The organism is Micromonospora arborensis, assembly GCF_003205615.1.
In the GTDB taxonomy this organism is placed as follows: domain Bacteria; phylum Actinomycetota; class Actinomycetes; order Mycobacteriales; family Micromonosporaceae; genus Micromonospora; species Micromonospora arborensis.
Window position 1 is genome coordinate 90,235 of the sequence record NZ_PYBV01000005.1, and the last position, 19,140, is coordinate 109,374.

Annotated in this window: 19 protein-coding genes and 1 pseudogene; 14 read left to right on the top strand and 6 right to left on the bottom strand. The window is 68.4% G+C overall.

Annotated features, from left to right (window positions below):
• Nucleotides 1-213 precede the first annotated feature (213 nt).
• Nucleotides 214-795: a lytic polysaccharide monooxygenase auxiliary activity family 9 protein gene (locus C7C45_RS03475; RefSeq protein ID WP_244200226.1), complete on the top strand. Its 582-nt coding sequence runs from the start codon at nt 214-216 to the stop codon at nt 793-795.
• A gap of 80 nt (nt 796-875) precedes the next feature.
• On the opposite strand, the gene C7C45_RS03480 is transcribed toward C7C45_RS03475, so the two are convergent.
• Complete coding sequence (locus C7C45_RS03480; protein ID WP_110562498.1) at nt 876-1,616, bottom strand: phosphotransferase family protein; 741 nt, start codon at nt 1,614-1,616, stop codon at nt 876-878.
• Between the two features lie 152 nt (nt 1,617-1,768).
• On the opposite strand from C7C45_RS03480, the pseudogene C7C45_RS34750 reads away from it, so the two are divergent.
• Nucleotides 1,769-1,921, top strand: a pseudogene (locus tag C7C45_RS34750) (GNAT family N-acetyltransferase); the annotation flags it as partial.
• 71 nt (nt 1,922-1,992) lie between these two features.
• Here C7C45_RS34750 and C7C45_RS34755 read toward each other — a convergent pair.
• A complete protein-coding gene (locus C7C45_RS34755; RefSeq protein WP_244200227.1) occupies nt 1,993-3,216 on the bottom strand; it encodes a hypothetical protein in 1,224 nt (407 codons plus the stop codon).
• Nucleotides 3,217-3,955: 739 nt separating this feature from the next.
• On the opposite strand from C7C45_RS34755, the gene C7C45_RS33500 reads away from it, so the two are divergent.
• The 4 genes from C7C45_RS33500 (at nt 3,956) to C7C45_RS03500 (ending at nt 7,371) form a co-directional block, all read left to right on the top strand.
• Nucleotides 3,956-4,135, top strand: coding sequence for a hypothetical protein (locus tag C7C45_RS33500; protein ID WP_146247256.1), 180 nt, complete (start codon nt 3,956-3,958; stop codon nt 4,133-4,135).
• A 342-nt stretch (nt 4,136-4,477) separates the two neighbouring features.
• On the top strand, nt 4,478-4,945 hold the full coding sequence (locus C7C45_RS03490) for a hypothetical protein (RefSeq protein ID WP_110562180.1): 468 nt from the start codon (nt 4,478-4,480) through the stop codon (nt 4,943-4,945).
• Nucleotides 4,938-5,846 carry an alpha/beta fold hydrolase gene (locus C7C45_RS03495; RefSeq protein WP_110562181.1) on the top strand — a complete coding sequence of 303 codons (909 nt, stop codon included), beginning with the start codon at nt 4,938-4,940 and terminating at the stop codon, nt 5,844-5,846. The genes C7C45_RS03490 and C7C45_RS03495 overlap by 8 nt, the downstream gene beginning before the upstream one ends.
• Nucleotides 5,847-6,015: 169 nt before the next feature.
• Entirely contained in the window at nt 6,016-7,371 is a 1,356-nt protein-coding gene (locus C7C45_RS03500; protein WP_110562182.1) for a hypothetical protein, read from the top strand.
• 116 nt (nt 7,372-7,487) lie between these two features.
• Here the strand turns inward: C7C45_RS03500 and C7C45_RS03505 are convergent, their stop codons facing one another.
• Both C7C45_RS03505 and rocD read right to left on the bottom strand, forming a co-directional pair.
• Entirely contained in the window at nt 7,488-8,414 is a 927-nt protein-coding gene (locus C7C45_RS03505; protein ID WP_208641051.1) for a MurR/RpiR family transcriptional regulator, read from the bottom strand.
• Between the two features lie 32 nt (nt 8,415-8,446).
• Complete coding sequence (gene rocD, locus C7C45_RS03510) at nt 8,447-9,643, bottom strand: ornithine--oxo-acid transaminase (RefSeq protein WP_110562184.1); 1,197 nt, start codon at nt 9,641-9,643, stop codon at nt 8,447-8,449.
• A 166-nt stretch (nt 9,644-9,809) separates the two neighbouring features.
• On the opposite strand from rocD, the gene C7C45_RS03515 reads away from it, so the two are divergent.
• The 8 genes from C7C45_RS03515 to C7C45_RS03550 are packed head-to-tail and all read left to right on the top strand — an operon-like array spanning nt 9,810 to nt 17,877.
• A complete protein-coding gene (locus C7C45_RS03515; protein WP_110562185.1) occupies nt 9,810-10,928 on the top strand; it encodes a C45 family autoproteolytic acyltransferase/hydrolase in 1,119 nt (372 codons plus the stop codon).
• Nucleotides 10,929-10,936: 8 nt separating this feature from the next.
• Entirely contained in the window at nt 10,937-12,571 is a 1,635-nt protein-coding gene (locus tag C7C45_RS03520) for an ABC transporter substrate-binding protein (protein WP_110562186.1), read from the top strand.
• Nucleotides 12,572-13,525 (top strand): ABC transporter permease, encoded by a 954-nt coding sequence (locus tag C7C45_RS03525; protein WP_110562187.1) that lies wholly within the window; start codon nt 12,572-12,574, stop codon nt 13,523-13,525. It abuts the gene before it with no gap.
• Nucleotides 13,522-14,373, top strand: a complete 852-nt coding sequence (locus tag C7C45_RS03530) for an ABC transporter permease (RefSeq protein WP_208641052.1) — start codon at nt 13,522-13,524, stop codon at nt 14,371-14,373. The genes C7C45_RS03525 and C7C45_RS03530 overlap by 4 nt, the downstream gene beginning before the upstream one ends.
• A gap of 3 nt (nt 14,374-14,376) precedes the next feature.
• On the top strand, nt 14,377-15,165 hold the full coding sequence (locus tag C7C45_RS03535; RefSeq protein ID WP_110562189.1) for an ABC transporter ATP-binding protein: 789 nt from the start codon (nt 14,377-14,379) through the stop codon (nt 15,163-15,165).
• A complete protein-coding gene (locus tag C7C45_RS03540; protein WP_110562190.1) occupies nt 15,162-15,995 on the top strand; it encodes an ABC transporter ATP-binding protein in 834 nt (277 codons plus the stop codon). Before C7C45_RS03535 ends, C7C45_RS03540 begins: the two co-directional genes overlap by 4 nt.
• Nucleotides 15,992-16,810, top strand: coding sequence for an alpha/beta hydrolase family protein (locus C7C45_RS03545; RefSeq protein WP_110562191.1), 819 nt, complete (start codon nt 15,992-15,994; stop codon nt 16,808-16,810). Before C7C45_RS03540 ends, C7C45_RS03545 begins: the two co-directional genes overlap by 4 nt.
• A gap of 35 nt (nt 16,811-16,845) precedes the next feature.
• Nucleotides 16,846-17,877: an isocitrate/isopropylmalate dehydrogenase family protein gene (locus C7C45_RS03550; protein ID WP_110562192.1), complete on the top strand. Its 1,032-nt coding sequence runs from the start codon at nt 16,846-16,848 to the stop codon at nt 17,875-17,877.
• 1 nt (nt 17,878) lies between these two features.
• On the opposite strand, the gene C7C45_RS03555 is transcribed toward C7C45_RS03550, so the two are convergent.
• Nucleotides 17,879-18,409: an SGNH/GDSL hydrolase family protein gene (locus C7C45_RS03555; protein WP_110562193.1), complete on the bottom strand. Its 531-nt coding sequence runs from the start codon at nt 18,407-18,409 to the stop codon at nt 17,879-17,881.
• On the bottom strand, nt 18,406-19,095 hold the full coding sequence (locus tag C7C45_RS03560; RefSeq protein WP_110562194.1) for a GntR family transcriptional regulator: 690 nt from the start codon (nt 19,093-19,095) through the stop codon (nt 18,406-18,408). Before C7C45_RS03560 ends, C7C45_RS03555 begins: the two co-directional genes overlap by 4 nt.
• Nucleotides 19,096-19,140 lie beyond the last annotated feature (45 nt).

Consider the following 19,140-nt stretch of genomic DNA (forward strand, 5'->3'; position numbering starts at 1 on the left):
GATCCACATCCGGCCATAAATAGATCAGTATTGATATTTAAGCCCATAGATGTAACAGTTGGCTTGGGAGCGTTCCCATCCTGATCCCCAGTACCGAAGAACGGAGGATGAACAGTGCGTTCACACAAGTCCGATCAATCCGGCGGGCAATCGCGGTCAACCGTCCGCCGGTCCCTCCAGGCGCTCGTCCTGCTGTTCGCCATGGTGATTGGCATGCTGCCGTCGACGGGTGCAGCCCAGGCCCACGGCACCGTCATCAACCCGGCGAGTCGCGCCTACCAGTGCTGGAAGACCTGGGGCAACCAACACACGAACCCAGCCATGCAGCAACAGGACCCCATGTGTTGGCAGGCTTTCCAGGCCAACCCCGACACCATGTGGAACTGGATGAGCCAGTTGCGGGACGGCCTCGCCGGCCAGTTCCAGGCCCGCACCCCGGACGGGCAGCTCTGCAGCAACGCCCTCTCCAGGAACAACTCGGTGAACCAGCCCGGAGCATGGAAGGCGACCAACGTCAGCCCCAACTTCACGGTCCAGATGTACGACCAGGCCAGCCACGGTGCTGACTACTTCCGGGTCTACGTCACCAAGCAGGGATTCAATCGGGCCACCCAGCAGGTCGGGTGGGGCAACCTCGACTTGATCGCGACGACCGGGCGCTACGCGCCAGCGCAGAACATCTCGTTCAACGTCTCGGTCTCTGGACGCACCGGAGGCCACGTCCTGTTCGTGATCTGGAAGGCGTCCCACATGGACCAGACCTACATGTGGTGCAGCGACATCAACATCACCTGATCGGCAAGATTGACAGTCGCAGCACTACTCCGGCCCAGGGCGTTGCCGTCCTGGGCCGGAGTGTTCTTCCGGCTAGTGGCCTACTGGGCTCGCAGCACGGCGACCTCGGGGAACCCGTCCGGCGAGCCGTAGCCGTGCTCGGCCAGCCAGCGCACGTTGGTCAGGCATCGCAACGACCACCACGCGCGGATGAGGTCTCGGTCGACGTCGACGCCGTAGCCGGCAATGACGTCGCCAAGGTGCTCCTTGTGTCCGAGCGTGAGGGTGGCGAGGTCAAAGAGCGCATCGCCCTGGGACGCCTCGGACCAGTCGACAACGCCGGTGACCTCGTCACCGGCGACGAAGACGTGGTCGACCTGCAGGTCGCCGTGGATGAACACCGGTGTCCACGGCCGGAGCGCAGTCTCGGCGAGCCGGCGGTTGCGGGTGACCACGTCGGCGGGAAGGACGTCGTTGGCGACGAGCCACTCGCACTCGTCGGCGAGGCGTGCCGCGAGCTCGTCGAGGCTCTGACCGGGCCACGGCGGCAGCGGCGCGTCGTGCAGTATCCGTACGGCGGCACCCGCCGCTGCCCACGCGGCCGGCGAGGCGGGAGATGGTTCGCCGAGGTGGCCGAGTGCCGTCCCCGGGAGAGCGGCGAGCGCGAGCGCGGGCGGCTTCCGCCACAGGATCTCCGGGGTCGGGATCGGTGCCAGAGCCATCGCCTCGACCTCGACGTCGCTGCGGGTCTGATCGGCGTCGATCTTCACGAACACGTCGCCGACGCGCAGGGTCGCGTGCTCGTTATGGGCGACGACCACCTCGACCTCGTCTCCGTCCATGCTGGCCATCATTGCGGAAATGACCACCGACGTCGCCCGGATTATCCCGTGCGATCACGCACCGCCTTCTGTGTCGACACGACACGGCAGCTCCACCACCTCCGGCAACGGCAGCGCTGCGGATGCTCGCCCGTGGTGCCAGGCTGTCCACGATGGCGACCCCGGAGCAGGGCACATCGTTGCCGTGGTCGCACACGGAGGCCGCGCGCGCCGTGCTGCGGTGGGCATTCGACACGCTGGACCTGAATCGAGTGCAGGCCGAGGCCGATACCCGCAACGTGGCCTCTGCCCGGGTGCTGGAGACTCTCGGGTTCGTGCGGGAAGGGACGTCGCGGGAAGACTGCGTCGTGAACGGCGAGGTCTCCGACTCGTCGGTCTACGGGCTGATCGGTGCCCATCTGCCATCGCTGGGACCGTACGGCCGACTCGACCCGGTGCTTGACACCCCAAACGTTTCGGCACCATTGCCCGGCTTCACAATCACGTTCTTTGCGGTGCCACCCACCCTGTACTGCATCTTTGCCCGCCATTGAACATTGACATTGCGCGCAACGACCACAAGGTTGAAGCTGAATGTCTGGTTCGCGTCAACCTGAACCAGATTTCGGCTCCAAAATTGTGGGTCATCAGCTGTAATCTGCCCAGATCGGTCTATTTCGACAGCTAGCCGGATGGTCTCAACCTCTCCGCCGCCCATTCCGCCTTCGCAGTCGAGGACGACGCCTTCGATTGGGTCGGACAGTTCGACGGCTTCGAATTCAATGTCCGTAACCACGACCGGTTCCGACCCGGCTGCCAAGACCACCTCTACACCTAGCGAATCTGCGGCCACAAGGCCGACGGAGGCCTTGGCGCCGGAGTCGCCGACACCACAAACTATGTCAGGCGGCGGCACCTCGTTGATTGGTGCACCCGACAGGTATCGCGTCACCCCAAGGGGGTTGGCAGTGGGGTTGGCGGTGATGAAGCGAGGCTGCCCCGCCGTTTCGAGGGCGTTGTTGATCGCGATGCCGGCGAGTGTCACGACACCCGCCATCACGGCGCCGAGCAATGCTGTGCTGGCCCGCCGGAAGCCAATAGAGCGCAGATTCCACCAGTGCCCGAAGCCGGTTGTGGTAAAACTCCACTCGCCGTCATTCCGCACGATTTTAACGTTTGCCAAAGAGCTTTGGCAGGCCAGTTCGGGGACGCCATCGACCAGCAGGGTGTACTGCATGATTTGCCTGGCACCGATTAGCCCTGGACCGATGGATAGGACCTGTCCGTCCACCTCCAGGGGCGGTGGCGTGGCCTTCGCCGGTCTGCTACGTGTGCGGAGGTGCTCGACGATGGGTACACCGAAGTCGAATTTCAGCGGAATGCCTCGATCGTATTCCCCGCTTGTGACATCTTGCCGGCCACTGCCGAGAATAAGAAGGTCGACGATGTGCGGGGCCTGCACGGTCTGCCCGTTACGCCGGACCTCAAGATCGGGTCGGAGATCCTCTGGCATCGACAACATCGCGACCGGGTCGGACATCCGATACAGGAGTCGACGTCTGGGCACCGTCCGCAGCGCGATCGCCGCGGCGAGCAGGCCAACGACCAGCGTCACCGCCACCCCGGCCACAGTCGCCCAGAAGCTACCGGCCTCCCACTGCCCTTCCATTAGCTTCTCGACCTCACAGACGATCTAGGCACCGAGAGTGACGATTCGGCCATACTAGAGGTGGCGAACTGGAGAGTCGATCCCTGCACGGATGCTGGTGTGGCAGCCGCTGAGTCGCACGTGCCCGTTGCTTGGGGGCGGCATGGCCGGAGTTGTAGGACCGCGCACCGAATTGGCGTCGGTCACGACGTCAGCTCCGCCCCGAAGACTTCTGACAGGCATGCTGTGCGTCGCGTTCCTGGTGGTGAGGCTGGCGTGCCGGGGCGGGGATCGTACCGCGAAGGCGTCGAGATGACCCTGTACCAGGGGCGGCACACCGCGACGAGTCAGAACACCCCGCCCGGTGACGCGGAGTACACCGCCGCCTGTCCTGCCCGCGATCGAGGTCATGTTGCGCCGCTCGGCGGATCGCAGCAGAACAATGCGTAACTGGGCAGCCGCCATCGAAGGTTGACAGTCGCCGAGATGGCATTCAACGAGTACGATGGCCCGTGGCGTGAATCGATCGGAGCCGCAACTCCTTCCGATTCGCCTGGGGAACGGAGGCCGTGCCTGCCACGACCTCCAACTGCTGGCTTGGCTGTTGCCGGGCTGGCCGGGGGGCGGCCCTCGAATTTCGGTCGTTGCCTAAGCGGGGTCGACCGAGCTTCTGGGTCGCCCACACCCTCCCAGGTGATTGGAAGGTGGTTCGATGATCGATCCGCGTGGCACAACTGAACAGCCTGAGCAGAGTCACCTCCCGTTGCGGTGGGTTGTGATTCTGGCCGTCGGCACCGGCGTGGGACTTCTGATCGGCTTCGCGGCTGGTCCCGCCCCGGGCATGACGGTGGGCGTCGCGACGGTCGGTTTGCTTCACCGCGTCGTTCGCTAGCCCGGCTCAGGACTGCCTGACCTTGTTCAGGCACGGAGAGGATTCGGCCAGTTGCCCCGTACCGGCCGAGCCCGCCTGGCCCTCGGCGATGCCGAGGGCCAGCTTCGTGCAGGAGTGCGAATGCGGGAGCCGGCGTCGCCGATCGTGACCGGTAGAAGTGGCATCGTGCGGACCGCCGATGCGCTCAACCTGGGACTGTGACGTTTTTCCCGACCTGTGACCCCGGCAAAGCCGTGCGGTGTCCGGCTTGAGGGGTTCCGAAGTGGGGCATGCCCGCGCCATCTTGCTTGACATCCGTCGTCAAGTGCTTGACGCTGGGTGTCAAGTAATGGAGGAGGCAGCATGTCGCCAACCCACGAGGAATTGACCGAGCAGCTCATCCGGTTGATCGATATCCGCCTGCTCGACCCCCTCGAAATCCTGGTCGACGGCCACGACTCCATCGACCCGCTGCGCGCCCTCATCCGGGATCGGGCCCGCTCCTGGGCCACCACGATCGTCAGCGGCGACGACCGGGCCGCCGTCAGCGTGATCATGCGCGCGATCTCCACCCTCTACCCGGGGGACGGACCGTTCGACCCACCCCTCGACTGGTGGCGCGGCCCTTTCGGCCAGGCCGTCGCGCGACGGGTCGGCCACCCGACCGCCGAATCCGTGTCGTACGCGGTGGCAGGCGCCATGCTCGGCATCACCCGCCAGGGCGTCCACGACCTGGTCTCCCGCAACAGGCTCGCCCGCCACCCCGAAGGTGGCGTGCGCTCCGCCTCCGTACGCGACCGACTGCTCACGGAAGGAACCCGACGTGTCTGAGACCGTCATCGACTCCGGGACCGTGCCCATCGCGATCCGCGACTTCGCCGGACCCGGACAACCGCTGCTGCTCCTGCACGGCGCTGGCGGCAACCTCGCCCAGATGACCATCCTCGCTGAGCACCTGCGCCCGACCCACCGGGTGGTCACCGTCGACCTGCGCGGTCACGGCCGGTCCGGAGACGGCCGGTGGCGCTGGGACGACGTACTGGACGACCTGGCTGCCGTCACCGACCACCTCCACCTCACCGCCCCCGCGGTGGTCGGCGTCTCCCTCGGCGGCATGCTCGCCACCCTTTGGGCGCAGCGTCACCCGGAATGCCCCGGTGCCGTCAGCTTGGACGGCAATCCGCCGTTGAACCGTCCGAACCAGCTCGCCGGGATGGATCCGGAGCAGGCCGAGGCCGAACTGGCGAAGCTGCGGGCCGTCTTCGACGGGATGGCCGCGATGCTGGCCGAACCGCTGACCGCCGAACAGGTGGCCGCCATGCTGGCGGGGCAGCGGGCCCTAGCTCAGCGCTACGGCGCCGCACCCGACGACTGGGTGGCGGCCTTCGAACGTAACCTCGTGCCCGGCGACGACGGACGCAGCCGGCTGCGGCCCGTCCCGGACCTCACCCGGCAGCTCCGGGACGCCATGGACTCCCTCGACCTGATGCCCGCCTACCGCGACGTCCGCTGCCCGCTGCTGCTCGTTCTCGCCACCGAGGACCTCCCCGAACAACAGCCGTTCCACAGCCTGTACGAGACCTATCGCAGAGTCACCGCCGAACAGCTGGCGACTGTGGACAATCCGTTTCTGCGGGTGTGGCATCTCGCCGGCGCCAGCCACGCGATGGTCGCCGAACGCCCACCGGAGCTCGCCACCCTCATCACCGACTTCCTCAGCCCGCACGACTGAGGGCGACCCGCAGCAGCCCGCCTCCTGGCGACCATTACGCCCACCGGCACTGGTGCGTCGAGAACCGCCTTCACTGGCCCAGAGACCTGCGTGATCAGCCCTCCGATCCAGGGCGGCGGGCAGCAGACCGCTCCACGATGGTTGGCGGACTGCTGCTACAACGTCCTCTATGGATGCGGAGCCGGACGTCACCGTGGCCTGGGGCGGCCTGTCGACACCCGGGCGGCGCGTCCTGGTGCAACTCGGCGCGGTCTGGTTGCTCGGGACGACGCTGCTGACGGCCGCCATCCCCGCGCTGGCGCCGCTGCTCTTCGTCGGCTGGGGCGCGGTGCTGGTCGGGCTGCTGGTCGTGGTCGTCCTCGGCGCCGGGCTGCTGTGGCTGATTGCCCGCTCCACGGCGTCCGTCACGGTCCTCGGCGCCCGTCCCGGCCTCTGGGTGCTGCTGGTCCTCGCCGGTGGGCTCGCCCTGGCCCGCCTCGGCTGGCGTTGGACCGACGAGGTGGGGCTCGGCGTCAGCTCCGACGCGACGCTCACCCTGCTCCTGGGCGGCGTGCCGTTCGTCCTCGTCGCCGGGCTGCTGCTGCGGGGGTGGCGGCCGCGGCTCGCCGCCGGGCTCGCGCTGGTCGGCCTCCTCGGCGTCGGCCTGGTTGCGCTCGCCCGTTCCGGCCCCGATGAGGTCACCGAGCGGCTGCGGTACGCGGCCCAGGACCGCCGAACCGCGTACGTGGTCGAGATCCCCGGATACCGCCCCGTCGACTCCGCCTACGGTGGTGCACTGGGCGCCGGGGAGTTCGCGCCCGCAGATCCGTCCGCGGTGCCGCCGGCGCGCTACGTCAACGTGATCGCAGATCCGGTCGTCGGCGACGCGCGGGGGGAGTGCGGCCAGCCGCACCTCGACGCCGCCCCGGCGGCAGAGAGCTGCGCCACCGAACCGGGCGGGGCGGTCTATCTTCGTGGGGTCGTCGAGCACGGATACCAGATCACCCGCGGCGACCGCGGCGTCGTGGTCCTCGGCTCGCTGGCCGTCGACCGCGACCTGCTGCGCCGCGCCACCCGCACGCTACGCCCGGCGACCGTCGGCGACCTGCCCACCGAGGAACGGCCGGCCGACCTGTTCGTGGTCGACCTGCCGGGTTACCGGGCCCAACCACTCGGCATCCCCCGGGGCGTGGGCTACGGCCCCGCCGACCACACCGGCGGCGCCGCCAGCGTGCGCGTGGGGCTGTCCGTCACGGTCGCCGGGCAGGACCCGTGCGTCCAGGCCGCCTGCACGTCAGAGGGTGCCGGGCTCACCTACGTTCGGCGCGAGGACAGCCACGCGTACGTGCTCCGCCGGGGTGATGTGGACGTCGGTGTCACCGGCGGTGTCTCCGTCGGGCGGGAGCTGCTGCGGGATGCGGCGCTGTCGGCCCGTCCGGCGAGCGAGGACGAACTGCTCCGTGCCCTGCCCCCGCCGCCCGACCGGGACCTGCTGGACCGGCTCCGGGCCTGGCTGCAGACGGTGCCCGCTGCCGCCACGTCGTGACGGTTCGAGCAGTCGGTGCGCGGCCGCGCGCCAACGCCCGGTGGCCACGCCCGCGAGGTGGCCTGGTGAGCAGCACCTGCACCACCTTGTCGACGGCGTGCGGGAGTGGCCCGACCTCAGCCGCGATTTCGCAGGCTCGGGCCGTTGACCTGGCTGAGTGAGGAGCGTAGGTCGGTCAGCAGTTCGTGGGCGCTCGTCGCGCGATCCTCGTCGTGTGCGCGTACCCCCGCCACGAGAGCGTCGGTGAGCACCTGGGTGGTCATTCCTTCGCTCACGATGTCTCCGGGCGAGTGAGCGGCCGGCAGTGCGACGCTCACCCGGTCGCCGATCAGCGGACCGAGCGAGTCGGAGACCAGAACCGTGCGCGCGCCGACGGCCTCGGCGTGGTCGAGCACGACCTCCATCTCGCCGCGTAGCCGGCTGGGCCAGAACAGCACCAGCGTGTCGTCGCCGGTGACGGTGAGCAGGTCGTCGGCCAGGCGGAACCCGGTCTCGCCGGTGGAGCGGGCGTGCCTGCCCATCCGGTTGAGCTTCAGGGCGAGATAACGCGCGGTCAGCTCGGACGGCCCGACACCGATGCCGATGACCTCCCTGGCACCGGCGATGGCCTCGACGGCGAGGCCGAAGTCGGCGTCGACAATTCGTCGGGCGGTCTCGGCGAGTCGCTCGGTCGCCTCGGCGAACACCTGCGACAGCAGGGTTGTCGACTGCGAGCCGGGCCGTTCCAGGCGTTTACGCAGTTGGTCCAGTGGGCTGGTCGCGGCGACCACCTGTTTGCCGAGACTGTGCCGCAATTCCTGCAAGCCCGAATAGCCCAGGGTCTTGGCCGTGCGCACCACAGTCGCGTCACTGGTCTGGGTGGCCGCGCCGATCTGTTGCGCGGTGGCGAAAATGGCCTCGGAGCTGTGCGTACGCAGAAACTCGGCGACCCGACGCTCGGCCCGGCTCATCGTGGCCACCCGGGCGCTGATCCGTTCCGCGAGGGAAAGGCTTGCCAGCTTGCCCGCCAATGCGGCCTCGTCCTGGGGCTCGCCTGTAGTCACCGGCATAAGGTAGCAGGAGTCACTACTCACGGTCATTTAGTCAGAACCGCGGCAAGCTGATCCACACCCCAGCGCAGATCCTCCTCCGAGATGACAAGTGGCGGGCTGAGTCGGATGGTGCGGCCATGGGCGGCATTGGCGAGGACTCCCCTCCGCAACAGGTCTTCGCAGACCTCGCGACCGTCCCTCGTGGCCAGGTCGAGACCCGCCCACAGACCGACGGACCGGACCTCGGCGACCTCGGTGGTGGGCAACTCGGAGAGTACGTCCGCGAAGACCGCGCCGAGCTCGGCGGCACGTCGCTGCGGCTCCCCGGTCTTCAGACGCCGGACGACGGCGGTGCCGACCGCGCAGGCGAGCGGGTTTCCGCCGAACGTGCTGCCGTGCTCGCCAGGCCGGAACACACCGAGCACATCACGTCGGGCAACGACTGCGGACACGGGCAGGATGCCACCGCCGAGGGCCTTGCCCAGGATGTAGAGGTCCGGCATGACGTCGTCATGTTCGCAGGCGAACGTCCTGCCGGTGCGGCCGAGCCCGGACTGGACCTCGTCGGCCAACATGAGCAGGCCGTGCGTGCTGCACAGCTGGCGGACCGTCCGCAGATAGCCCGGCGGCGGGAGGACGACACCGCGCTCGCCCTGGATGGGTTCGAGCAGGACGGCGACGGTGTTGTCGTCGATGGCCGACCGCAGGGCGTCCCCGTCGCCGAACGGAACCCGGACGAAGCCGGGCGTGAACGGGCCGAACTCGGCGGTCGCCTTGGGGTCGTCGGAGAAGCTGACGATGGTGACGGTCCGGCCGTGGAAATTGCCGTCCACCACGATGATCTTCGCTTGGCCCGGCGGTACGCCCTTGACCTGGTAGCCCCACTTCCGGGCGGTCTTGATCGCGGTCTCGACGGCTTCGGCGCCGGTGTTCATCGGCAGCGCCATCTCCATCCCGGCGAGCTCGGCCAGCTCCGCGCAGAAGGTGGCGAGCTGGTCGTTGTGGAATGCCCTGCTGGTGAGGGTCAGCCGGTCGAGCTGTTCGTGCGCGACGGCGAGCAGCTCGGGGTCGGTGTGCCCGAAGTTCAGGGCGCTGTACCCGGACAGCATGTCCAGGTATCGCCCTCCTTCGATGTCGGTGACCCAGGCGCCGTGGCCCTCGCGGAGGACGACCGGCAGCGGACGGTAGTTGTTCGCGGTGCTGGCCTCGGCGCGCTGGATCTCGTCGGCTGTCGCAGTCATGGGGGACTCCTGATTCGGGCCGGCTGACGGGGGAACGTCCGTAGCAAAAACTTCATCCGTTGACTAACGCGTAGTCGTTGCTACAGTGTAGCCCACACTGCACGGGCTGGGCTTCTTGTAGCAACCGCTACGGGCGGTTCCCACGACCGAAGGGGCGTCTCCGCCGATGGCGAGTCTCAGGACGATCGAGATCTCCGGTACGTCAGCGCTGGACCGTGGCACGCAGTACGGACGTGCCGCGGCCGACCTGATCGCCGACGCCATCGCGTACTACGCCCGGGCGTTCGAGCACCAGTGCGGCCTCACCTGGGCCGAGGTGCTCGACCGCGCCCGCCCGTGGCAGCGGCTGATCGCCGACGGGTTTCCCGAGCTCCACGAGGAGATGGCCGGGATCGCCGACGGCGCGGGCGTTTCACTGACCGAGATCGTCACCCTCAACTGCCGTGGCGAGATCATCTACGACCGCGACTTCGGCCCGGCCCGCCCAGCCGACGAGACCGAGGGCTGCACGTCGTTCTCGCTGACCGGCGCGGCGGCGGGCGACAGTCATGTCTACTGTGGTCAGAACTGGGACTGGCGACACCAGACCGCGTCGACGCTGATGATCCTGCGGATCGTGCAGCCACCGAAGCCGACGCTGATCATGCAGGTCGAGGCCGGCCAGATCGGCAGGCACGGTGCCAACTCCGAAGGGCTGGCATTCAACGCCAACGGCCTCGGTGGCCGGTTCGACACCTCCGTCGGTGTCCCGCAGACCCTGATCCGCCGGCTGGTGCTCGACTCGTCGAGCGTCTCCGACGCACTGCGGATCCTGGTCGAGACCAAGGCGCACATCGCGAGCAACGCGCTGCTCACCCACCGGTCGGGCTACTCCATCGACCTGGAGACGACTCCCGGTCCGATCGGTTGGGAGTACCCGTCCGAGGGCCTGCTCGTGCACGGCAACCACTACCAGGCCTTCGTCCCGCCACAACTCGCCGCGACGCATCGTCCGACGGCACCGGACTCGCTGCTGCGCGTACCCAGGGCGCGGCAAGGGCTCGCGGCGGCGGCCGTCGCCGAGAAACCTGTCGACGTGCGGTCCGCCGTGCACGCCGCGATGTCCGACCACCTCGGGTACCCCGACTCACTGTGCGCGCACCCCGACGAGCGCCTGCCCGAGGTCAGACGGTGGTCGACGTTGTTGTCCAGCTGCGTCGACCTGACCACCGGCGAGTACTACGTCGCGGCAGGCACGCCCTGTACGAACCCCTACGAACTTCTGCCCTTCAACCTTTACGAGTAGGAGAGGTCATGCTCAGACGTGGATCACGGCGCTGGCTCATCGCCGTGCCCTGCCTCGCGGCGACGATGCTCGCCGCGTGTGGCAATCCGTCCGTCACACCCAGCCAGGCCAAACAGAGCGTCAAGCTGGTCGACAGCACCCCTGCCGCGGCGGGTCCCATCGACCAGGCGACCTGGTTCATGGCCAAGGAGCCACCGACACTCGACCTGGACAACGACGCCGCCGGCGTGAACAGCGACCTGGTCATGGCGAACGTGTGCGAGCGCCTCCTGCAGCTCCAGCCGGACCTGACCATCAAGCCGGGCCTCGCCGAGAAGTACGAGTGGACGAGCCCGAACACGCTGGTGTTCACCGTTCGCAGCGGTGTGAGCTTCCACAGCGGCGCCACGCTGACCGCCGACGATGTGGTCTGGAGTCTGCAGCGGCACGCCGCCGACGGCGGCAACGAGTCCGACGAGTTCGAGGGCGTCACGTCGATCGCCAAGACCGGCGACAACCAGGTCACCATCACGCTCAAGGCGGCCGACGCGGTCTTCCTGCAGACGATGGCCGGTGACGCCGGGGTCGTGCTCGAACGCAAGGTCGCGGAGCCGCAGGGCAAGGCCTACGGCACTCCGAACGGCACCGACGCGTGCTCCGGCCCGTTCGCCCTCCAGTCGTGGAAGTCCGGCCAGGAAGTCGTGCTGACGAAGTTCGACAAGTACTGGGACACCAGCCACGTGGCCAAGGCCGGCAAGGTCACCTTCCGCTGGGCCGACGACGACGCCCTGGTCAACTCCCTCGTCACCGGCGCAGCCGACGGCGCGTACCTGGAGAACATCTCCTCGGCGACCCGCCTGGCGACCGGCGGGACCACGACGGTCAGCCAGGGCCGGGATACCCGCGTCTGGAGCCTGATGGTGACCGAACGCGGCGCGCTCAGTGACGTCCGACTGCGTAAGGCACTGTCGCTCGCGCTCGACCGCGACGGCGTTGCCCGCGCCGCGCTCGCCGGTTTCGGAGCGCCAGCGAAGGAGCCGGTCGGCCCGGGTGCCTGGGGCTACGAGGCCGATGCCTTCCGCGCCGCGTACGACAAGCTGGCCGGCGCGCCGGCCACCCCGTCGGAGCAGGACATCGCGGAGGCGAAGAGGCTCGTCGCCGAGGTGCCGACCAAGCAGCCCATCATCGTGGCCAGTGACACCACGCCGGCCCGCAACGTGATCGCCAACGCGCTGGTCGACGCCGCCAAGAAGATCGGCCTCGAAGCGAGCATCGCGCAGATCCCCACCCAGCAGTACGGCGACTACTACAGCAGCAAGGAAGTACGCCAGAAGGCGGACCTGTTCACCGACGACTACTACATCTCCAAGAACGACCCCATCGGGTTCTACAAGAACGGCGCGTCCACGTCGACCGTCCAGTGGCTGCTCAAGGACCCGCAGTACGACGACCTGGTCCAGCAGGCCCGCGCGGCGTTGGACGACAACCAGCGCGCCAAGCTGGCCATCGACCTGTCCAACCGCTGGGCCGACGCGATGCCGTGGATCTCGGTCGTGCAGAGCCCGTCCACGGTCGTGCTCGGCAACAAGGTCACGGGCGTACCCGCCTCCGGTTGCTACCGGTACTACCCGTGGGCGGCCGATCTCGGAGCCAAGGGGGCATAAGTGACAACGGCACTTCTGCGGCGGTTCGGTGGCCTGGTGCTGACCCTGGTCATCAGCTCGTTCGTGATTTTCGCGGGCATGTACGCCGCACCGGGCGACCCGGTGACGTTCCTGATCGGCAACCCCGAGAACCTCACGCCGGACAAGATCGCCGCGGTGCGTGCCGAGTACCACCTGGACGAGCCGTTGTGGACGCAGTACGCCCGGTGGGCCACGGGCGTACTGCACGGCGACCTCGGCCAGTCGATGTACTACCAGCAGCCGGTATCCGACCTGTTGTCGTCCCGGCTACCGATGACGCTCACCCTGGTCGCCATGGCCACGGTGCTGTTCGTCGTGATCGGGGTCGGGCTCGGCGCGCTCGCCGCCCTGCGCAGGGGCAGCGCCCTCGATTCGGTCGTCACCGGGTTCACCACGTTCGTCAACTCGGTGCCGAACTTCGTGATCGGCCTGGTGCTGGTGGCGGTGTTCGCCGTACAACTGCGGTGGTTCCCCGTCGCCGGTGACGGCGCGGGACTCACCGACCGCCTCTACCACCTGACGCTGCCTGCCATCGCCCTGGCGCTCGGCTCGATCGCCCTGATCAGTCGGGTGACCAGACAGACGATGACCGAGCAGCAGACGCTCGACCATGTCGAGGCCGCCCGCAGCTACGGGCTGACGACGCGTCAGATCGTCGTACGGCATGTGCTGCGCAACTCGCTCGGCCCGGTCGTCACCATGTGCGGTCTGGTCATGGCGGGCATGTTGGCGGGGACGGTGGTGATCGAGAGCGTGTTCGGCCTCAACGGAGTCGGCAAGCTGCTGGTCGACGCGATCAACACCCACGACTTCCCCGTGGTGCAGGCGATCCTGTTGTACATGGTGATCGGCTACATGGTCGTCACGGTCGCCGTCGACCTGGCCTATCCGCTGCTGGACCCTCGAACAATGGCGAGGAGTGACCGATCGTGACCATCGAAGCGCACGGGCCAGTCGCGGTGGCGACGACCCGCAAAGCGGCACCGTGGGTGTTCTACCTCTGCCTCGGGCTCCTCGGCCTGGCGGTGGTCGCCGCGGTGCTGGCGGACTGGTTGGCGCCGTACGACCCGTCGGCCACGGACTTCTCCGCGCTGTACCAGCAGCCGAGTGCGGCGCACTGGTTCGGCACCGACCAGCTCGGTCGGGACATCCTGTCGCGGGTGATCCACGGTGCCCGGCCCAGCCTGCTCGGTGCCATCGCGCTGTTGGCGTTCGCCACGGCGGTCGGCGTGCTCATCGGCACTGTCGCCGCGTGGAAACGCGGGTGGGTGGACACGCTGCTGGCCCGGGTCACCGATGTGATGTTCGCGTTCCCAGGCCTGCTGTTCGTCGTACTCGTGATCGCGGTTTTCGACCGTGGCCCGGCGACCGCAGTGATCGGAATGGGACTGGCGTTCGCCCCGGTCATCGCCAAGTTCACCCGCTCGATCGCGCTGGAGGAGATGGCCCGACCGTACGTGGACGCCTACCGGTTGCAGGGTGTCGGCAGCGTCGAGCTGTGTGTCCGGTGCGTCCTGCCGAACCTCTTCCCGACGCTCATCGGCTATCTGGTGGTGTTGTTCGGTGAAGGGTTGATGAGCCTGGCGGCGCTGAATTTCCTCGGCTTCGGTGCGCAACCGCCCAGTTCGGAGTGGGGCCTCATGGTCCAGGAGGGGCGCGGAGGCGTGATCCAGGGAATCGTCGGTCCCGCGCTCATTCCCGGTCTGGTGATCGCGGTCGTCGTGGTGGCCACGAACGTCGTCGGTGTCCGGTTGTCGGACAAGCTCGCGGTGAAGGCCTGACACATGCTGCTGTCTATCGAGAATCTGAACCTGTCCGTGCGGGACCACCAGATCCTGCGCGACGTGTCGGTCGAGGTCGCCGAAGGTGAGACGGTCGGCCTGGTCGGGGAGTCCGGCTCCGGTAAGTCGACGACGGCACGCGCGGCGCTGCGACTCGTACCCCCGGGCGCGCGGATGTCCGGTGGCGTCACGGTCTGCGGCAACACCATGACCGACCCCGCCGTGGTGCGGCAGGTTCGCCGTACCACCGCCGCGATGATCTTCCAGGACCCCCGGTCGGTGCTCAACCCGGTACGCCGGATCGGCGACTCGGCGACCGAGCGACTCGTCCACGTGCAGGGGATCACCAGAGCTGAGGCCCGTACGCGGATCGCCGAGCTGCTGGTCGAGGTCGGCCTCAAGGACACCGAGCGGTTGCTGCGGTGCTACCCGCACCAACTGTCCGGCGGCATGCTGCAACGAGTCGTGATCGCGGCGGCGCTGAGCAGCGCGCCCCGGCTGCTGCTGGCCGACGAGGCGACCTCGGCACTCGATGTGACGACACAGGCCGAGGTGCTGGCCCTGTTGCGACGTCTGCAGCGGAAACGGGAGATGGGCGTCCTGTTCATCACCCACGACCTGCACCTCGCCGCCGCGTACTGCGACCGCGTCTACGTGATGAAGGACGGCTCCATAGTGAACCACCAGAAGGGGAGCGAGATCTTCGTCAACCCCACCGAGCCGTACACCCGGGCGTTGGCTGACGCGGTGCCGGTGCTTCCCGAGCGTGACCCGGTGGAGGTGCGGCCATGAACGACGTCGTCCGCGTCGACGGACTGCGCAAGGCGTTCGACGCCACCCGTCGCAGCCCGGGCATCGTCGCCGTCGAGAACCTGAGCTTCCGTCTCGGGAAGGCGGACGCCATCGGGGTGGTCGGCGAGTCCGGATCGGGCAAGAGCACGTTGGCCCGCATGTTGGTCGGCCTGACCCGCCCGGACGCGGGCACGATCGAGTTCGACGGGCGGGTCCGGGAGTGGCGCGAACGGGGCCGGGTCGCGCGGCTACGGCGGGCCAAGGAAGTCCAGATGGTCTTCCAGGACCCGTACGGCTCACTGGACCGGCGGCTGACCGTCGAGGTCGCACTGCGCGACGTCCTGCGCCGACACCAGGTGGACAGCTCCGCGGCCGACGCGCGGATCGCCGAGCTGATGGACTCGGTCGGGCTGGAGTCGCGGCTGCTCGCGTCCCGCCCGCACCAGCTCAGCGGTGGCCAACGGCAGCGGGTCGCGATCGCGAAGGCGCTCGCTGTCGAGCCGGCGGTGCTCGTCCTCGACGAGGTGACATCGGCCTTGGACGTGTCGGTGCAGGCACAGATCCTGGCCCTGCTCACGGACATCCGCGCCCGTACCGGGGTCAGCCTGATCTTCGTCTCGCACGACCTCGCCGTGGTCGGCAAGGTGACCGACTCCATCCTGGTGATGTACCGGGGACAAGCTGTCGAACAGGGACCGACGTCCGACGTGCTCCGCCGGCCACAGCATCCGTACACCGAGATGCTGCTGTCCTCCGCGCCCGGGCCCGGCTGGCGTCCCGAGCGGGTGGCCGAACTGCGCGCCGCGTTCGCAGTAGCTCACGATCAATGAGAAAGGCTGACATGACCAGCGTGCTCTACACCCACGGCTCCACGCCGGTCGTCGCGTCCCAGGTGGACCAACGGCTGCACTACTGCCTCCACGTCCCGCTCGACCTGCCCAGTGACAGGTTGGCCCCGCTCGTGGTGATCCAGCACGGCACCGGCCGCACGGCGCAGAAGTACCGGACCGCGATGCGCGACTTCGCTGACCAGCACGGCGCCGTGATCCTGGCGCCGATCTTCCCGGCTGGCCTGATCGACCCGGACGACGTGCACAACTTCAAGTTCATCTCCTACCGGGGCATTCGCTTCGACCACATGCTGTTGACGATCATCGACGAGGTCGCGGCCCGCTACCCGGTGGATGCCCACCGCTTCTACCTGCACGGATTCTCCGGCGGAGGCCAGTTCACCCACCGATTCCTCTTCCTGCACCCGGACCGACTCGCCGCGGCGTCGATCGGCGCGCCCGGTCGGATCACCCAGCTCGACGACTCACTGCCGTGGTGGCTGGGCACCAAGGAGTTCGAGCAGCGCTTCGGCAAACCCATCGACCTGGCCGCGATACGACGCGTGCCCGTGCACATGGTGGTCGGCAGCGAGGACGACGACACGTTCGAGATCAACAACCCGGGCGACTCGAACTGGATGGACGGGTGTGAGAAGACCGGCCTGACGCGGATCGAGCGTCTGCAGACCCTGCGACGCAACTTCGAGGCCAACGGCATCTCGGTGAAGTTCGACCTCGTCGAGGGCGTGGGCCACCGGGGCATGGGTGTCCTGCCCACGGTGCGCCAGTTCTTCGGCGACCTGATCGCGAGGTAGCGGCTCCGGTGACAGCGAGGACGTACCGCGTCGCCGTGATCAGAGGCGACGGCATCGGCCCCGAACTGGTCGACTCGGCGCTCACGGTGCTCGACGCCGTCGCCGACTTCCCGATCGAACTCGTCGACGTCCAGGCCGGTGCCGGCGCGTACCGTGCCGAGGGCTCCGCCCTGTCCGACGCCGGACTGGCCGTCATCCGGGAGGCCGACGCGACCCTCAAGGGGCCGGTCGGCCTCCCGGACGTCCGGCAGAGCGACGGCACCGAAGCCGGCCTGCTCGGTGGGATCCTGCGCAACGGCCTCGACCTGTACGCCAACGTCCGGCCGATCACCCTGCTGCCGGGTGTGCGATCGGCACTGCGGGTCGACGACGGCATCGACTACGTGATCGTCCGGGAGAACACGGAAGGGCTCTACGCCTCGCGCGGCAAGGGTGTCGGCAACGACCACGCGATGACCGACACCCTTCTGGTCACGCGGGCCGGCTGTGAGCGCATCGCCCACTTCGCGTTCACGTTGGCGTCCCGCCGGTCCGGCGCGCCGGCTGATGGCGTCCGCCGGGTCACCTGCGTCGACAAGGCGAACGTGTTGCGCAGCATGTACTTCTTCCGCAGCGTGTTCCTGGAGGTCGCCGAGCAGTACCCGGACATCGAGGCCGAGTGCCTGTACGTGGACGCCGCCGCGCAGGCGCTGGTCCTGGCACCGGAGCACTTCGACGTGATCGTTACCGAGAACCTGTTCGGCGACATCCTCAGCGACCTCGGCGGCGGCACGGTCGGAGGCATCGCGCTCTGCCCCAGTGGCAACATCGGCGACTCACACGCCTACTTCGAACCGATCCACGGCAGCGCGCCCACGATCGCGGGCCAGGACCGCGCCAACCCGCTGGGTCAGATCCTGGCGACCGCCATGTTGCTCGACCATCTCGGTGAACGGGCGGCGGGCGACAGGATCCGTGGCGCGGTCCGTGCGGCCCTGCGCGGCGGCAGCGTACGCCTGAACCCGGACGGGACCGTGGCGAGCGGCACCAGGTCGACCACCGACGCGGTGCTCGCGGCGCTGGGGTGACTCAGACCCGCGCTGACACGACCCGTGCCAGCGCGGGTATCAACCGCCGGTAGCTGGCCGAGGTGAGATGCAGGCCGTCGGCTTCCAGCCCACCCGTGTCGATGTGCGCGCCCGTCTCCAGGCTGGCCTCGGGCCCGACCGCCGCCCGTAGCACGTTCCGGTACGCGTCCAGCTCGTCATTGGTCCGCATGCCGAGGCCGGGCCGGTCCACCTCACGGATCGACGGCGGCAGGAACGCCACCGGTCGGGCGCTGCCAAGTGCCGCCAGGATCGTCGCGATGTTCGAGGTGAAACGGTCCAGCGGTACGTGCTTCCACGGTGCACAGTCGTTCGCGCCGAACGACAGCACCACGACCGACCAGTCCAGCCGACCGAGGTGGGCGGCCCGGGCGGCCCCGTCGGAGCTGTCCCAGCCGCTGGCGGCGCAGTTGAACACGGTCGTGTCCAGCCCGAGTTCGTGCTCCAACCGCTGGATGTGCGGCTTGGTGAAGCGCGCCAACATGCTGTCGCCGAACAACATCACCCGGGTCATGCGTGGCCGCTGAGGCTGGACAACGCCTTGGCGCCGAGGCTGCCACGGATGTGCGTGCGCAGCACCGTCGCGGCGCGGTCGCCGTCACCCGCGATGACAGCCTCCAGCATGGCGCGATGCTCGGCCGCCGTCTCGTCGCGTTCGGGCTGGTCGCGTCTGTCCCGGAGACCGACGAGGCGGTAGCGGTCGGCCTTGTCCCACAGCCCGTCGAGGGTGGCGATGAGCACCTCGTTGTGCGCGGCGGTGTAGATGGCGCGGTGGAACTCGCGGTGTGCCGTCAGATCGCCCGCGTCGGGACGGTCCGGCAGTGGTCTGAGCCGGTCGTACGCGGCACGCATCGCGGCGATGTCCGATGTGGCTCGGCGCTCCGCGGCGAGTGCGGCGGCCAGGGGATCGAGCGCCCGGCGCATCTCCAGCAGGTCCCGGGCCTCCTCGGCGGACAGGCCGGTCACCCGTGCGTCGCGGTGGGCGTCGAGCTCGACGAGGCCTTCCGACTTGAGCCGGCGCAGCGCCTCCCGCAGGGGAGTGGTGCTGATGCCCAGCTCGCGCGCCAGGGCGGCCTGGTTGAGCACCGTGTCGGGGCCGTACACGTTGGTGAGGATCTTGTCGCGCACCAGGGCGTACGCAAAGTCGCTCTTGGTTGTGTAGATGTCGACCACCACGCTGGTGCTCCTTCCGCTCGGCATAGCTTATAACCTGTTGCCTCAATCTCACCTGGCTCAGCTCGGGCC

What these genes read in the sequence shown, in the direction of transcription:
- C7C45_RS03545 (WP_110562191.1), top strand. Translation starts at nt 15,992, where the DNA reads ATGAGAAAGGCTGACATGACCAGCGTGCTCTACACCCACGGCTCCACG.
- C7C45_RS03490 (WP_110562180.1), top strand. Translation starts at nt 4,478, where the DNA reads ATGTCGCCAACCCACGAGGAATTGACCGAGCAGCTCATCCGGTTGATC.
- C7C45_RS03555 (WP_110562193.1), bottom strand. Translation starts at nt 18,409, where the DNA reads ATGACCCGGGTGATGTTGTTCGGCGACAGCATGTTGGCGCGCTTCACC.
- C7C45_RS03535 (WP_110562189.1), top strand. Translation starts at nt 14,377, where the DNA reads ATGCTGCTGTCTATCGAGAATCTGAACCTGTCCGTGCGGGACCACCAG.
- C7C45_RS33500 (WP_146247256.1), top strand. Translation starts at nt 3,956, where the DNA reads ATGATCGATCCGCGTGGCACAACTGAACAGCCTGAGCAGAGTCACCTC.
- C7C45_RS03540 (WP_110562190.1), top strand. Translation starts at nt 15,162, where the DNA reads ATGAACGACGTCGTCCGCGTCGACGGACTGCGCAAGGCGTTCGACGCC.
- C7C45_RS03480 (WP_110562498.1), bottom strand. Translation starts at nt 1,616, where the DNA reads ATGGACGGAGACGAGGTCGAGGTGGTCGTCGCCCATAACGAGCACGCG.
- C7C45_RS03520 (WP_110562186.1), top strand. Translation starts at nt 10,937, where the DNA reads ATGCTCAGACGTGGATCACGGCGCTGGCTCATCGCCGTGCCCTGCCTC.
- C7C45_RS03475 (WP_244200226.1), top strand. Translation starts at nt 214, where the DNA reads ATGCTGCCGTCGACGGGTGCAGCCCAGGCCCACGGCACCGTCATCAAC.
- rocD (WP_110562184.1), bottom strand. Translation starts at nt 9,643, where the DNA reads ATGACTGCGACAGCCGACGAGATCCAGCGCGCCGAGGCCAGCACCGCG.
- C7C45_RS03560 (WP_110562194.1), bottom strand. Translation starts at nt 19,095, where the DNA reads ATGCCGAGCGGAAGGAGCACCAGCGTGGTGGTCGACATCTACACAACC.
- C7C45_RS03500 (WP_110562182.1), top strand. Translation starts at nt 6,016, where the DNA reads ATGGATGCGGAGCCGGACGTCACCGTGGCCTGGGGCGGCCTGTCGACA.
- C7C45_RS03515 (WP_110562185.1), top strand. Translation starts at nt 9,810, where the DNA reads ATGGCGAGTCTCAGGACGATCGAGATCTCCGGTACGTCAGCGCTGGAC.